At 61.6% G+C, this 12,798-nt stretch carries 14 protein-coding genes and 1 pseudogene; 7 read left to right on the forward strand and 8 right to left on the reverse strand.

Annotation, left to right across the window (positions count from 1 at the left end):
* Entirely contained in the window at positions 1 to 906 is a 906-nt protein-coding gene (locus AC2ETI_RS11565) for an oxygenase MpaB family protein (RefSeq protein ID WP_020968478.1), read from the forward strand.
* Between the two features lie 474 nt (positions 907 to 1,380).
* Positions 1,381 to 1,707, forward strand: a pseudogene (locus AC2ETI_RS11570) (transglycosylase family protein); the annotation flags it as partial.
* A 204-nt stretch (positions 1,708 to 1,911) separates the two neighbouring features.
* On the opposite strand, the gene AC2ETI_RS11575 reads toward AC2ETI_RS11570, so the two are convergent.
* Genes AC2ETI_RS11575 through AC2ETI_RS11585 form a run of 3 tightly spaced genes read right to left on the reverse strand, consistent with a single transcriptional unit; the run spans position 1,912 to position 4,145 of the window.
* Positions 1,912 to 2,400, reverse strand: a complete 489-nt coding sequence (locus AC2ETI_RS11575; RefSeq protein ID WP_483633926.1) for an NUDIX domain-containing protein — start codon at positions 2,398 to 2,400, stop codon at positions 1,912 to 1,914.
* A 45-nt stretch (positions 2,401 to 2,445) separates the two neighbouring features.
* A complete protein-coding gene (locus AC2ETI_RS11580; RefSeq protein ID WP_483633927.1) occupies positions 2,446 to 3,867 on the reverse strand; it encodes an alpha/beta hydrolase in 1,422 nt (473 codons plus the stop codon).
* A 5-nt stretch (positions 3,868 to 3,872) separates the two neighbouring features.
* A complete protein-coding gene (locus tag AC2ETI_RS11585) occupies positions 3,873 to 4,145 on the reverse strand; it encodes a DUF2277 domain-containing protein (RefSeq protein ID WP_003945457.1) in 273 nt (90 codons plus the stop codon).
* A gap of 132 nt (positions 4,146 to 4,277) precedes the next feature.
* Between AC2ETI_RS11585 and AC2ETI_RS11590 the strand changes: the two genes are divergently transcribed.
* The 3 genes from AC2ETI_RS11590 to AC2ETI_RS11600 all read left to right on the forward strand — a co-directional run bounded on the left by AC2ETI_RS11590 (position 4,278) and on the right by AC2ETI_RS11600 (position 6,248).
* Positions 4,278 to 5,156 carry a bile acid:sodium symporter family protein gene (locus AC2ETI_RS11590; RefSeq protein WP_020906281.1) on the forward strand — a complete coding sequence of 293 codons (879 nt, stop codon included), beginning with the start codon at positions 4,278 to 4,280 and terminating at the stop codon, positions 5,154 to 5,156.
* Between the two features lie 81 nt (positions 5,157 to 5,237).
* Positions 5,238 to 6,014 (forward strand): ABC transporter substrate-binding protein, encoded by a 777-nt coding sequence (locus tag AC2ETI_RS11595; protein WP_483633928.1) that lies wholly within the window; start codon positions 5,238 to 5,240, stop codon positions 6,012 to 6,014.
* A 15-nt stretch (positions 6,015 to 6,029) separates the two neighbouring features.
* Positions 6,030 to 6,248: a hypothetical protein gene (locus tag AC2ETI_RS11600; protein WP_483633929.1), complete on the forward strand. Its 219-nt coding sequence runs from the start codon at positions 6,030 to 6,032 to the stop codon at positions 6,246 to 6,248.
* 47 nt (positions 6,249 to 6,295) lie between these two features.
* Here AC2ETI_RS11600 and AC2ETI_RS11605 read toward each other — a convergent pair whose 3' ends face one another.
* Positions 6,296 to 6,883: a TetR/AcrR family transcriptional regulator gene (locus tag AC2ETI_RS11605; RefSeq protein ID WP_020906279.1), complete on the reverse strand. Its 588-nt coding sequence runs from the start codon at positions 6,881 to 6,883 to the stop codon at positions 6,296 to 6,298.
* 95 nt (positions 6,884 to 6,978) lie between these two features.
* On the opposite strand from AC2ETI_RS11605, the gene AC2ETI_RS11610 reads away from it, so the two are divergent.
* Together AC2ETI_RS11610 and AC2ETI_RS11615 are read left to right on the forward strand one after the other, a co-directional pair.
* Positions 6,979 to 8,379, forward strand: a complete 1,401-nt coding sequence (locus tag AC2ETI_RS11610) for a cytochrome P450 (protein ID WP_483633930.1) — start codon at positions 6,979 to 6,981, stop codon at positions 8,377 to 8,379.
* Between the two features lie 97 nt (positions 8,380 to 8,476).
* A complete protein-coding gene (locus AC2ETI_RS11615; RefSeq protein WP_073512010.1) occupies positions 8,477 to 8,794 on the forward strand; it encodes a DUF4333 domain-containing protein in 318 nt (105 codons plus the stop codon).
* Positions 8,795 to 8,848: 54 nt separating this feature from the next.
* Here the strand turns inward: AC2ETI_RS11615 and AC2ETI_RS11620 are convergent, their stop codons facing one another.
* The 4 genes from AC2ETI_RS11620 to AC2ETI_RS11635 form a co-directional block, all read right to left on the reverse strand.
* The gene (locus tag AC2ETI_RS11620) at positions 8,849 to 9,997 is read right to left on the reverse strand and encodes an acetyl-CoA C-acetyltransferase (protein WP_003945727.1); all 1,149 of its coding nucleotides are present in this window, start codon (positions 9,995 to 9,997) and stop codon (positions 8,849 to 8,851) included.
* Positions 9,998 to 10,008: 11 nt separating this feature from the next.
* A complete protein-coding gene (locus AC2ETI_RS11625; protein ID WP_020968472.1) occupies positions 10,009 to 10,680 on the reverse strand; it encodes a TetR/AcrR family transcriptional regulator in 672 nt (223 codons plus the stop codon).
* Between the two features lie 76 nt (positions 10,681 to 10,756).
* The gene (locus AC2ETI_RS11630) at positions 10,757 to 11,569 is read right to left on the reverse strand and encodes an SDR family oxidoreductase (RefSeq protein ID WP_003945582.1); all 813 of its coding nucleotides are present in this window, start codon (positions 11,567 to 11,569) and stop codon (positions 10,757 to 10,759) included.
* On the reverse strand, positions 11,569 to 12,798 hold the full coding sequence (locus AC2ETI_RS11635; RefSeq protein ID WP_483633931.1) for an acyl-CoA dehydrogenase family protein: 1,230 nt from the start codon (positions 12,796 to 12,798) through the stop codon (positions 11,569 to 11,571). The genes AC2ETI_RS11630 and AC2ETI_RS11635 overlap by 1 nt, the downstream gene beginning before the upstream one ends.

Raw genomic sequence — 12,798 nt, forward strand, 5'->3', positions numbered from 1 at the left:
ATGCCCACTCACTACCTGGATTCGGAAAAGTCCGAGTCGTCTCTTCGGACCGATCAGACACGCATCACCATCACGGCGGAGCGTAGGCGGTGGGCACGTAAACCCGCACACATCACCGACGCACTCGATTTCTGGTCGTTCGCCGGAGCCGCTGCCAACGTCATCCTGCAACTCGGTTGGCCCGAGGTGGCGTACGGCGTCATGGAGAGCAAGGTCGAATCTGGTGCTCTGACAGCGCATCCGTGGAAGCGCGCACGAACCACAACGCAGTACCTGACGGTCGCGATCCTGGGCAACGAGGAAGAGCGAAAGGCCTACCGCGAGGCTGTGAATTCGGTACACCGACATGTGAAGTCGGATGCGAACAGCCCGGTCAAGTACAACGCCTTCAATCGCGAACTCCAATTATGGGTTGCTGCTTGCCTGTTCATCGGTTTCGAAGACAGTCATCAGTTGTTGCACGGCAAGATGTCGGAAGAACAGGCGGAGTCGTTCTATCAGTCCGCATCAACTTTGGGAACGACACTGCAGGTCACCGAAGAGATGTGGCCGGCCACACGCGCAGACTTCGAGCGCTACTGGAACCTCGGTTGCGAACGCGTCGTGATCGACGAACGCACCAAGCAGTATCTGATCGACCTGGTCAATCTACAGATGATCGCTTGGCCGATACGCCTGGTATTCCGAAACTTGTTGCGGTTCCTGACGGTCGGATTCCTTCCACCGATCTACCGCGACCAACTCGACCTCGAGTGGACCGAAGACGACCGCCGCCGGTTCGAACACCTCTTCATTTTCGTGTCGTTCGTCAACAGGTTCATCCCACGCTCCGTTCGTCAGGCCGGCAACACCATACAGATGCGCGACATTCGTCGTCGGATCAAGGCGAGCAAGAATCTCGTCTGAGCCAGCAGCGCGTAATTCGTTTTCAATTCTGCTGCCCCACAGGTAAATCGGGGCGGTCGGTCGACAATAGATCGCGGTTCGACACAGCCTCCTGTGTGACCAGAACTGGGGCCGGAAATCGACAAAACCGGCCGATCGAGCGCCACATACCGACGCCATCAAGACGCATTTCCAGTGACTTGCATCACACTTTATCTCGATTATGTAACGCCGAGAGAGGTGGCATATCGCCACGCCACCTGGGAAAACACTCTTTGATGCATTTCTGTTGCACAAACATGCGTCGACACGCCGACCCGTGACCAATCCGTAATCATCTCTTATGGTTGGTGACAGCCCGATCAACCGGGCATTACCGAATCGCCACCGCCCGTCCCACCCCGCGGTTCGGACTCGACAACATTCCTAGTGGTGGGAGCGGAGCTGAGACGGTCACCGTCCTCCGTCGGCGGGACTCGAGAGGATTTACCAAAAATGACCAAGACCACCGTTACCCGTGCCCTTGCCTCTGTCGCCGCAGCCGGAGCCCTCGCAGCCGGAGCCCTCGGACTGAGCGCCGGCACCGCATCCGCAGCCACCCACGACTGGTCGGGTGTCGCAGAATGCGAATCTTCGGGCAACTGGGCCGCGAACACCGGAAACGGCTACTACGGCGGGCTCCAGTTCAGCCAGAGCACGTGGGAAGCCTACGGCGGAGCCGGCAGTGCCGCCAACGCCAGCCAGGCAGAACAGGTCCGCGTCGCGGAAAACGTCCTTGCCGGTCAGGGTGCCGGCGCGTGGCCGGTTTGCGGACAGTACCTCCGCTGAGCCCATCCCAAGTAGTGCGTCGCTGCCCGGTGTTCGTCGAGAATTCGACGGACCCCGGGCAGCGTCGTACTAGCGACCTTCATGCCCCGCCCGATCCAGCCCCTCCGCCGCTGCTGTTGAAAGACATTACGGCGGTACGTGATCCGTCGGGATGACGCGGTGCGAGCGAGGTGTACTGACTCGCCTTCCGATCACGCATCAGCCCTCGGAGAGCCATCCACAGTTTTTGGGCCGTCCTTGCCAACCGGTTGTGAGAACTGACCGGCGCAGCCGTAGACGCGTACGGGATGGGCTCCTTGCGCACGTAGTGCTCCATAACCCCAGCTTAGCCGTGTTTCGATGCCGAAATGCTCGAATACGGCGATGCCTCGCGGCCCTCATGGTGCCCGAACAAACTGTTCCAGCGAACTCGGTGATCCATCCTTGACCAGGCGTGCAAACCGGTCGGGTAAATCGCGTGGCCCGAACACTTCTCGACCATTGTGCGGCCGCTACCGGCACGAGGAAGTAGTCGTTGATCGCACCGTCCCAACCCGGCAATATCGTCGGATCATGGATCTCCTCATGCCACACATGGGTGGCGTCGCCGCAGTCACGCAAGCCGATCTCCTCGTCCAATTCGCGCGCGAGCGCCTCGGGCGGGGTTTCGTCTCCTTCCAAGCCTCCGCCCGGAGGACACCAGACCATCAGCCCGCCCCCGGGTGCGATGAATCGGTAGAGCAAGTCAGCAGGTCAGGCCACAACGGCCAACTCCGGCAGTCCGGCAACCACAACCGCGAGGTTGTAACCCGACATCCGCAGTTCTCCGTTGTCCCCGGTTCTCGCGTACTCCGCATGACCGAAAGCCCGCTCGTGCTTGACACCGTCCGGGGTGATCCCCTCGGCCGTGGACAATCGGTGGAACTCGGTGCGTGTCGGATCGCCACCGAAACGGCCGAACCCCGCGATACTGTCGCCTTCCGCTTTCATGACGTAGACGTGGCGGTCGGCGATACCGAGGTCCGACTCCACCTTGGCCCGCACGCCGGGTGAACCGTAGAACACCACGTCGTCGACCGCTGCGCTTGCCCCGCGTTGCAGCGCAAGAGAAGTCGCGAGCGATCCGTAGGAGTGACCCAACGCGGTGATATGGACTCCGTCGTTGACCGACGCAGCACGAAGACCGTGAAAGAAGCTTCCCAATGCGTCGGCGGCTATGCCTGCCTTGGACGATCGACTTACGTCGAAGCTGGCCCGACCGATGTCGAACTTTCCCGGCCCGATCACCTGTGGCGCGTCGTATCCGATCCAGGCGATGGTGGCCACGCTCTCCTTTCGGCCGGCCCGTTCGAGTTGGCGCATCGCCTCGGCTCGCAATCGTGTTGCCTCGCCGACCATTCCGCGCATCGAGTCCTTGACGTTGGTGTTCAGTCCGGGAATTGTCACGGAGATGTGATCGGCTGTGTCCGGATCACCGATCGCGATTGCCGCGAAGCCGCGTTCACCCGAGCGCATGTCCATGAGCAGTAACCGTCGACAAGGTTCGGCGCGAAACAACTCGTCGAGCGCGTCCAGATCCTCGAGTTTGCGTTCGGCGTACCACTGGCCCGCCCCTGTGTTACTCAGCCTGCCGCCGAAGAACTCACGGTGGAGTTCTTGCGAGATTCGGACTGAATCATCTTGCAGCCGTGCTCGTTCCGATTGAATTCGATCGAGATTGGCCGGACTGCGAACCGCAGAAGGAATTCCGTCGAGGTTGGCGATCAGGCCGGGTGCATGACGCAACATCTGACGCTGCCGATCAGGGCTGAACGCTCGCCACTCCGCCCCCACACGCACAGCTTTGTCACGGAGGTCGGTGCCGACCTGAGACCGCAGAGACAACGCATGATGAAGATCCGCGCTGACCAGCAGTGCCTCACCGATCAGTTCTCGCACCGCGACCTCGAGCAACTGGGCATGCACGTGGAGCGGGTGACCGTCGGCGATGGGCGCAACGGCAGAGACGGTTCCGTCCTGACGAATATGCAAGTCGTCGGCGACGGCCTCTTTGCGCAGCGTATCCAGCCGTCGCCGGATGTCGCGGACACGATGAGCGACCAGAACGCCCTCCAGCCCAGCTGACAGCTGATCCAACGGTTCGACGTCCCATATGTCGATATCTGTGAGATCCACTCGGGTCAGGACGAACGAGCAGCGATCCGCGCCTGCACTTCCGGACGACGCAACGGCGGGACGGTCTGAGGTGGCTGTCTGCGAGGCGGCAATGCGCTGAGCAGGCGCGTCGTCGTTTCGGTCACCTCACGCACCGCCTGTTCGAAGGCGTCTCGGTTCGCGTCGGACACCTTGGCTATTCCACTCACCTTACGTACGTATTGGCGAGAGGCGGCCTCGATCTCCTCGGGCGTAGCAGCGGGCTCGAGTCCACGAAGTTCAGTGATGTTTCGGCACATAATTCGACGATAACCCTGCTCACCGACGCCGTCACGGTTCGATACACCAATGTATCCAAACTGCCACGCAGATCCGGGCATCACGGTAGTTTCAGTGAAATTCCCCCAGTGACTGGAAGTAGCCACTAACTCATGGACTCTGCACTCACCTCCGTCGGCCTACCCGCCGCACTCGCCATCATCATGTTCGGCCTCGGGCTTTCCCTGACGGTCGGAGATTTCGCCCGCGTGGCAAAAGCGCCGAAGGCCGTTTCGATCGCCCTGATCTGTCAGTTGTTGTTGCTCCCGGCCGCGGCCTTCGGATTGGTCACGTTGTTCGACCTCGACCCACTGCTCGCGGTCGGCATGATGCTCCTCGCCGCATCACCGGGCGGCACGACGGCAAACCTGTTCAGCCATCTGTTCCGCGGCGATGTTGCTCTCAATGTGACACTGACTGCGGTCAATTCGGTGATAGCGGTGGTCACTCTCCCCCTGATCACCAACTTCGCGTTGGGTTACTTCGAACCCGAGGACGCGGACGGCACTCTCGGGCTTCAGTTCACGAAGGTGCTTCAGGTCTTTGCCGTCGTATTGATTCCTGTCGCCCTCGGAATGTGGGTTCGGTTGCGCTCGAGCGCTTTTGCCGAGCGGATGGACAAGCCCGTCCGCATCGGATCCGCGGTGGTTCTGGCACTGGTGATCGTCGGAACGGTTGTTTCCGAGCGCGAGAACATCGCGGACTATCTCGTCGACATCGGCGTCGTCGCTGCCTTGTTCTGCCTGCTGAGTCTGTCGATCGGTTACATCGTTCCCCGGATATTCGGCATCGAGGATCGTCAGGCAATCGCCAGTTCCATGGAAATCGGCATCCACAACAGCACGTTGGCGATCACCATCGCCGTCAGTCTCCTCGGCAACGTGCAATTGGCAGTGCCGGCTGCGGTGTACGGCGTTCTCATGTTCCCGCTCGCCGCCGCCTTCGGCGCAACGATCACCCGCAAGTCACGGACAATGGCCGAAATCGACTAATATCAGGCGGTTTTCGATATAGGTGATCTGGTATCGCCGACCCTACGATCGATACGGACTTAGACCGAAGGGTATCGAAAAATGCTGACCACCACACCTACCGTGCTGGACGAACGCGCCTGGCAAGAGCTAGTCGACGCACTGACCCGTCGCCAATTCGGCATCGGAGCCGGGATGGCAGCAGCGGCAACAATTCTGTCGTCCTGCAGTTCCAGTGACGGTTCGGGTACATCTGACGACACTCAAATGCGCACCGTCACCACACCGTTGGGAACTTACGACATACCGACCAACCCCAAGCGGGTCTTGGCCGTCGACGCCCGCACCGACCTCGAGCTCGCCATTGCCCTGGAACTACCGGTCTTCGGATACAACATCTCGCCCGCCACCGAGTGGGTTCCCGTCGACGGCTCGGCCGAATACCTCAGCGACAAGCCTAATCTGGAGCAGATCCTCGGACTCGCACCCGATCTCATCATCTGCGTCAACGCCGACAACGAGTACTGGCCCGCTGCAAAACTCCAAGCCATCGCTCCTGTCCTGACAACCGAATCAAAGCAGACGTGGCGAGAAAATCTCACCCGACTCTCCGATTGGTTGGGCCGAACCCCCACCATGGATCGCCTGATCACCGACTATGACGCTCTGATCACCGACATCCGCTCTCGACACGCTTCGGCGATCGCGGGAAAGACCGTCGCGAGTTTGTCCTACAGTCCGGACAAGGCCACGATCTACATCGACAGCCTGCCCGTGTCGGAGGAAACCGGTAAGAAGAATCGCCAACCCACCGACATGACGCTCGCTGACATCGGTGGAAGAACATTGAACACAACCGGTTTCGACAATCAGGGGTGACTGAGCATCGAGGAGATGGATCGCCTTCGCGATTGCGACGCGTTCATGGTATCCGTCACCGACAGCAGCGACACCACCTTCGATCAGCTCTCGGACAACAAGTTGTGGCAACGACTTCCGGCTGTGCAGGCCGGGAACGTCACCGTTCTGCGCGGCAGTACGTACTACGGATCCATCTACACCACCATGTACGTAGCCAAGGGCTGGGACGATCTCTATTCGACGCTCGACTGATCAGACTTGTCCGTGGAAATGCCGGCCGCTCCCACGCGGTCGGCATTTCACGTTTCGAGGTCGATGCCCAACGCTCCGGAGAGGGTCCGCAGACAAATCACTCTCAACTCTTCCTGCGGTATGGAAGGTTGATCGAGCCAGTCGAGGCAGACAGCCCGGACGAATGCGATCCATCCCCGAACTGCGACGGCAGCGATCTGTCTTCTTTCACCCTCGAATTCCAGTGCGTCGAGGATTCGAATCTGCTGCTGTTCGAGTTCCCGTTCGACGATCGCTCGGATACCGGCCTCGGCGGAGAGCGTCCCCACGTTGATGGCGCGTACTCCCCTGCTGTGCGACTTCACGTACGCGAAGTAGGCGTCCAACCCGGCTGCCACCTGTTCGCGCACCGGTAGCGTCGCGTCCGGTGCGGTCACCTCGAGCAGGTGCTGCGATTCGCGCTCGACGATTGCGGCGAAGAAGTCTCGCTTGGTCGGGAAGTAGTGGTACATCAACCCGCGCGAGACGCCCGCAATCTCGGCGACCTCTTCGATCCAGACGTCCTCGTACGAACGATCGGCAAAAAGTTGCGCGCCGATGTCGAGCAACTGCGTGCGCCGCTGCTCTCGGTCCAGGCGTTTTCGTGGTGCGACCATAGACAAGTCAGATTACTACTTGACACCGATTCAGTAAGGCGTACTTTGCGTACTAGACACCAATTCAGTAAGCGATATCACCCGGGGGACACACCATGAGCGTCGACACCACTCCAGAGGCGACGACCGATGCTCGGATTCCGCATCCGGCATGGCGCCTGCCAGTCCTCGGGGACGTCCTCGGGATCAATATCCGGACGCCGCTGCAGAACTCCGTGAGCATCGGGCGCGAACTCGGCCCGATCTTCGAGAGAAATGTCCTGGGAAATCGCTTCGTCTTCGCCTCGGGCGCGGACATGGTGGCAGAACTGTCCGACGAGTCCCGGTTCGCGAAGCACCTTGCGCCTGGAGTCAAAGCACTCCGCGGAATCGGCGGCGACGGACTGTTCACTGCGTACAACCACGAACCCAACTGGGGCAAGGCGCACAATCTCCTGGCCCCGGCGTTCAGCCAGACTGCGATGCGCTCGTACCACCGCACCATGCTCGACGTGGCCGGAGAGCTGGTCGACCATTGGGACAGTCGTGACAGCGACTCCCCCGTCGACATCTCCGCAGACATGACCAAGCTGACGTTGGAGACCATCGGACGCACTGGATTCAGCTACTCGTTCGACTCTTTCGAACGTGAAGAGCAGCACCCGTTCGTCAAGGCGATGGTCGGCGCTCTCTCCCATTCACAACGCACGACGTTCTTGAAGTCGACGGCCCTGGGGCGAGTCCTCGCACGTCGGGCCGATCAACGTGACGAGGTCCGCAAGGCGTACATGGCCGAGGTTGTGGACGAGGTGATCCGTGCCCGGCGGACAAGTACCGAACCGGGGCCCGAAGATCTTCTCGAACTGATGCTACGGGCGGCACGCGAAAACGATCCCAACCGTATCGACGAACTGAACATCCGCCATCAGGTCGTGACCTTCCTCGTCGCGGGACACGAAACCACCTCCGGCGCGTTGTCGTTCGCGCTGTACTACCTGTCACGAAACCCTGACGTGCTGGCCAAGGCGCAAGCCGAGGTCGACAAGGTCTGGGAGGGCGAAGAGCCCGCCTTCGAGAAGATCGCGAAACTTCGATACGTACGACGCGTCCTCGACGAATCATTGCGTCTGTGGCCGACCGCTCCCGCCTACGGCCGTGCGGCGCTCGAAGACACCACGCTCGTCGGCAAGTATCCGATGAAAAAGGGCGATTGGATGCTCGTGCTCATCCCGTCACTTCATCGCGATCCCGTGTGGGGCAACGATCCCGAGGCTTTCGATCCGGATCGTTTCCTACCTGCCAACATCAAGGCCAGGCCGGCGCACGTGTACAAGCCGTTCGGAACAGGTGAACGTGCCTGCATCGGAAGACAATTCGCCATTCACGAAGCGGTCCTCGTGTTGGGCACCATCTTGCAAAAATATGCGATCGAAGCCGATCCGGACTACGAGTTGAAGGTGGCCGAACGGCTCACCCTGATGCCCGAAGGCTTCAACTTGACGGTCCGCCGACGCTGAGCTCGGCAAACGGCGTCGAGTAAGTCGGTTGAACAGTCCCGAATGCGGTAATCCCTGAGGTGGCAGCAGCGAGCACCGGCGCACCCTGGGAGTTCACATGACAAAGAGGCCTGCAGTTGGAATCGTCTTGCTCTCGGCGGCATTGGCCACGGGAGCTTGCTCGGCAAGCGTCGGGACGCCGCAAGTGGACAAGTCCGAAGTCGCAAGTCAGATCTCCACTCAACTCGCCGAGAAGATCGGCGAGCCACCTGACGACGTGACGTGTCCGGAGAACCTCGACGCAGAAGTCGGCGCATCGATCACGTGCATCCTGACCGAGCAGGGCACCGAATACGACGTCACAGCTACCGTGACCAGCGTTGACGGTGAAAGTGCGAACTTCGACATCAAGGTTGCGGATGCGCCGAACAACTAACTGCTGTGCGCCTTTATTAACCGCCGGCGGTTAATAAAGGCGCACAGCAAGGCGTCAGAGCCGCTCGATAATCGTCGCGTTTGCGGTGCCGCCACCTTCACAGATGGTCAGCAGGCCGTAACGACCGCCGGTGCGCTCGAGTTCGTTGAGCAGGGTCGCCATCAGCTTGGTGCCAGTCGCGCCGAGCGGGTGGCCGAGTGCGATCGCGCCGCCGTTGACGTTGACCTTGGCCGGATCTGCGCCGATCTCCTTGATCCAGGCCAGGACGACCGGGGCAAAAGCTTCGTTGATCTCGACGATGTCGATGTCCTCGATGCTCAGACCGGCCTTCGCGAGAGCATGCTTCGTGGCCGGGATCGGCGCACTGAGCATGAAGATCGGGTCGTCGCCGCGAGCGCTGAGGTGATGAATCCGGGCGCGGGGCTTGAGGTTGTACTTCTCCACCGCTTCCGCCGACGCCAGCAGCAGCGCACTCGCACCGTCGGAGATCTGGCTGGCCACCGCTGCGGTCATGCGGCCGTCTTCGACGAGAACCTTGAGCGTCGCCATCTTTTCGAGGCTGGTCTCGCGGGGTCCTTCGTCGACGGTCGCGTCACCCATGGCGACGATCTCGTTGTCGAAGCGACCCGCGGCGATTGCAGCCTTGGCGCGCTCATGGCTCTGCAGGGCCCACTTCTCGAGCTCTTCGCGGCTGATGTCCCACTTCTCGGCGATCATTTCGGCGCCCTTGAACTGCGAGACTTCCTGGTCACCGTAACGCTCGGTCCAACCGACCGAACCCGAAGTCGGCGTGTCGAATCCGTACTGCTGACCGACGATCATCGCTGCCGAGATCGGAATCTGGCTCATGTTCTGAACGCCGCCGGCAACGATCAGATCCGCGGTGCCCGACAGGATTGCCTGAGCGCCGAAGTGCACTGCCTGCTGGCTCGAACCACACTGACGGTCAACGGTCACCCCGGGAACGTGCTCCGGGAATCCCGCTGCGAGCCAGGACATACGGGCGATGTTGCCGGCCTGGCCGCCGATGGCGTCGACGCAACCGAAGATCACGTCGTCGACGTCACTGGGGTCGATACCGGTGCGCTCGACCAGTGCCTTGACGACGTGCGCACCGAGATCGATGGGGTGCACGCCGGACAGCGCGCCACCCCTCTTGCCGATCGGTGTGCGAATGGCGTCGACGATGTAAACCTCGGACATAGCGTTAGCTCCTAGTTTCGTTGTGCAGCAATAGTTCTTGAAGTTGATTCAGCAATAGCTTCTGAAGTTGTAGCCGGATCGGAGAGCCCGTCGAGCACGATCGCCAGATATTGAGCCGCGACGGCGTGAGCCGAGAGGGATCCACCCGGGCGGTACCAGCGAACCGCGACCCACACGGTGTCTCGCATGAATCGGAAGACCAACTCGACGTCGATGTCGGAACGGAAGGTCCCGTCCGCGACGCCGGCTTCGAGGACGCCGACCCACAGGTCCCGGAATTCGGTGTTGCGCTCGGCCAGGTAAGCGAAGCGCTCGTTCCCGACGAGGTGCTTGACCTCGTCCTGGTAGATCGCCACAGCCGAATGTGAGGCGTCGATGGCCTCGTAGGAGGTCACCACCAGCGCTTCGAGCGTCGCGCGACTGTCCAACCCCGCCGCGACGATCTCGCGGTATTTTCCGAAGAGTTCGTCGAGGAACTGGTGCAGGATCTCGTCGACCATCGACTCTTTGGAATCGAAATGGTGATACAGGCTGCCGGACAGGATCCCGGCGGCGTCGGCGATGTCGCGGACGGTCGTCGCGCGCACTCCGCGATCGGCGAACAGCCCCGCCGCGATCTCGAGCAGCTCGTCGCGGCGCCCGGACTTGCCGTTTGATTCGTCGGAATTTCGAGGTGGCGTCATGTATTCAATCCTATCCAGGGCCTTCCCCTGTGCGCGGTCAGCGAGTCCGGGGACTCTTTAACCGCGCACGGGGACGCTAGGCCCTCTGCGAAGAAACGGAGACGATCTCGCCGGTCATGTAGGTGGAGTAATCGCTGGCGAGCATCGCGATGACCGTTGCGATCTCCCAGACCTCCGCGGCGCGGCCGTAGGCCTCACCGGAAGCCAACTGGTCGAGCAGCTCCTCACTGGTGACCTTCGCCAAAAACGCGTGACGCGCGATGGAGGGCGAGACCGCGTTGATACGGACTCCGTACTCCGCGGCTTCGATAGCGCTGCACCGGGTCAGTGCCATGACGCCCGCCTTGGCTGCGGCGTAGTGAGCCTGGGAATGCTGCGCCCGCCAACCGAGAACGGACGCGTTGTTCACCAGAACACCGCCGTGGGGAACGCTCTTGAAGTACCGCAGCGCGGCACGCGTCGAACGGAAGGTGCTGTTGAGGGTGATGTCGAGAACGCGATCCCACTGATCGTCCGTCATGTCGACGACGGGTGTCTCGCCGCCCAGGCCTGCGTTGTTGACGACGATGTCGATACGTCCCAACTTCTCGGCCGCGCCGACGAACAACGCGTCGACCTGCTCGGTGCTGGAGACGTCGCAGATGATGGACTCGACCTGCTGGCCGGGAAACTCGGCCTTCAGCTTCTCCACCGTCTCGCCGAGCCGACGCTCGTGGAAGTCGGAGACGAGAACGTCGCCGCCCTCGAGAAGCACCCGGCGCGCGGTAGAGAAGCCGATGCCGGTTCCGGCTGCGGCGGTGATGATCGCCTTCTTGCCCGCGAGCAGTCCGTGGCCCGGGGTTTCCTCGGGCGCAACGGAAAGCGGGGACGCGGCTTTGGTGTCAGACATTAACGAGCCTCTCGGGGAAGACCGAGCACGCGCTCGGAAATGATGTTGCGCTGAATTTCGTTGGAGCCGCCGTAAATCGTGTCGGCGCGGGTGAAGAGGAAGAGGCGCTGCCACTCGTCGAGTTCGAGATGCTCGGGATCGGTGATGTCCGAGGCATTGCCTTCGGAATCCGCCCACGGTGCAACCAACGACGACGCACCCTGCACGTCCATCGCCAGCTGTCCCAGGTCACGATGCCAGTTGGCCCACAACAGTTTTGCGACGGACGCTTCGCCGCCACCGGTTCCGGCGTCGACCGCGTCGAGAGTACGCATCGCGTGGGCGCGCATCACACGCAGTCCGACCCAGGCACGAGCGATCTTCTCGCGAATGTGCGGATCCTGGTCACTGCCATTGGCCTTCGCCAGGTCGATGACGCCCTGGAGCTCGCGAGCGAATCCGATCTGCTGTCCGAGCGTCGATACCCCGCGCTCGAAGGTGAGCAGCCCCATCGCGATCTTCCAGCCCTCGCCAGGTTCCCCCACCACCAGATCGGCGTCGGTGACGGCGTCGTCGAAGAAGACCTCGTTGAACTCCGACGTACCGGTGAGCTGCTGGATGGGCCGAACTGTCACACCAGGCTGATCCAACGGGACCAGCAGGAAGCTCAAGCCCTGATGACGCTTGGAGCCCACCTCGGTGCGGCAGACCACGAAGCACCACTGCGCGACGTGAGCCAGTGAGGTCCACACCTTCTGGCCGTTGATGATCCACTTGCCGTCTTCGAGGCGTGCGGTGGTGGAGACGTTCGCGAGGTCTGAACCGGCGCCAGGCTCGGAGTAGCCCTGCGACCACAGTTCGCTGACCGTGTTGATTCCAGGAAGGAATCGGCGCTTCTGCTCGTCGGTTCCGTACGCGATCAGCGTCGGGCCGAGCAACTCTTCACCGATGTGGCTGACGCGAGCGGGCGCACCGGCCTTCGCGTACTCCTGATGGAAGATGACCTGCTGAGAGATGCTTGCTCCCCGCCCGCCGAACTCCTTCGGCCACCCGAGGCACGTCCACCCTGCGGCTGCGAGGTGCTTGTCCCACTCGAGTCGTTGCTCGAAGAACTCGTGCTCACTGCCGGGGCCGCCCTTACCCTTGAGCTGGGCAAATTTGCCCGTCAAGTTCTCGGCCAACCACTGCGCGACCGTGGCCGCAAACTCGTCGTCCGTCATCTGCCCGTCCGGGCTCTCGCTCTGGTCCAC

This window comes from Rhodococcus sp. MurmanLake-1 (genome assembly GCF_056945715.1).

Bases quoted from the DNA above. Each gene is read 5' to 3' on its own strand.
- AC2ETI_RS11565 (WP_020968478.1), top strand. From the start codon at position 1: ATGCCCACTCACTACCTGGATTCGGAAAAGTCCGAGTCGTCTCTTCGG.
- AC2ETI_RS11575 (WP_483633926.1), bottom strand. From the start codon at position 2,400: ATGGTCTGGTGTCCTCCGGGCGGAGGCTTGGAAGGAGACGAAACCCCG.
- AC2ETI_RS11585 (WP_003945457.1), bottom strand. From the start codon at position 4,145: ATGTGCCGAAACATCACTGAACTTCGTGGACTCGAGCCCGCTGCTACG.
- AC2ETI_RS11590 (WP_020906281.1), top strand. From the start codon at position 4,278: ATGGACTCTGCACTCACCTCCGTCGGCCTACCCGCCGCACTCGCCATC.
- AC2ETI_RS11595 (WP_483633928.1), top strand. From the start codon at position 5,238: ATGCTGACCACCACACCTACCGTGCTGGACGAACGCGCCTGGCAAGAG.
- AC2ETI_RS11600 (WP_483633929.1), top strand. From the start codon at position 6,030: ATGGATCGCCTTCGCGATTGCGACGCGTTCATGGTATCCGTCACCGAC.
- AC2ETI_RS11605 (WP_020906279.1), bottom strand. From the start codon at position 6,883: ATGGTCGCACCACGAAAACGCCTGGACCGAGAGCAGCGGCGCACGCAG.
- AC2ETI_RS11610 (WP_483633930.1), top strand. From the start codon at position 6,979: ATGAGCGTCGACACCACTCCAGAGGCGACGACCGATGCTCGGATTCCG.
- AC2ETI_RS11615 (WP_073512010.1), top strand. From the start codon at position 8,477: ATGACAAAGAGGCCTGCAGTTGGAATCGTCTTGCTCTCGGCGGCATTG.
- AC2ETI_RS11620 (WP_003945727.1), bottom strand. From the start codon at position 9,997: ATGTCCGAGGTTTACATCGTCGACGCCATTCGCACACCGATCGGCAAG.
- AC2ETI_RS11625 (WP_020968472.1), bottom strand. From the start codon at position 10,680: ATGACGCCACCTCGAAATTCCGACGAATCAAACGGCAAGTCCGGGCGC.
- AC2ETI_RS11630 (WP_003945582.1), bottom strand. From the start codon at position 11,569: ATGTCTGACACCAAAGCCGCGTCCCCGCTTTCCGTTGCGCCCGAGGAA.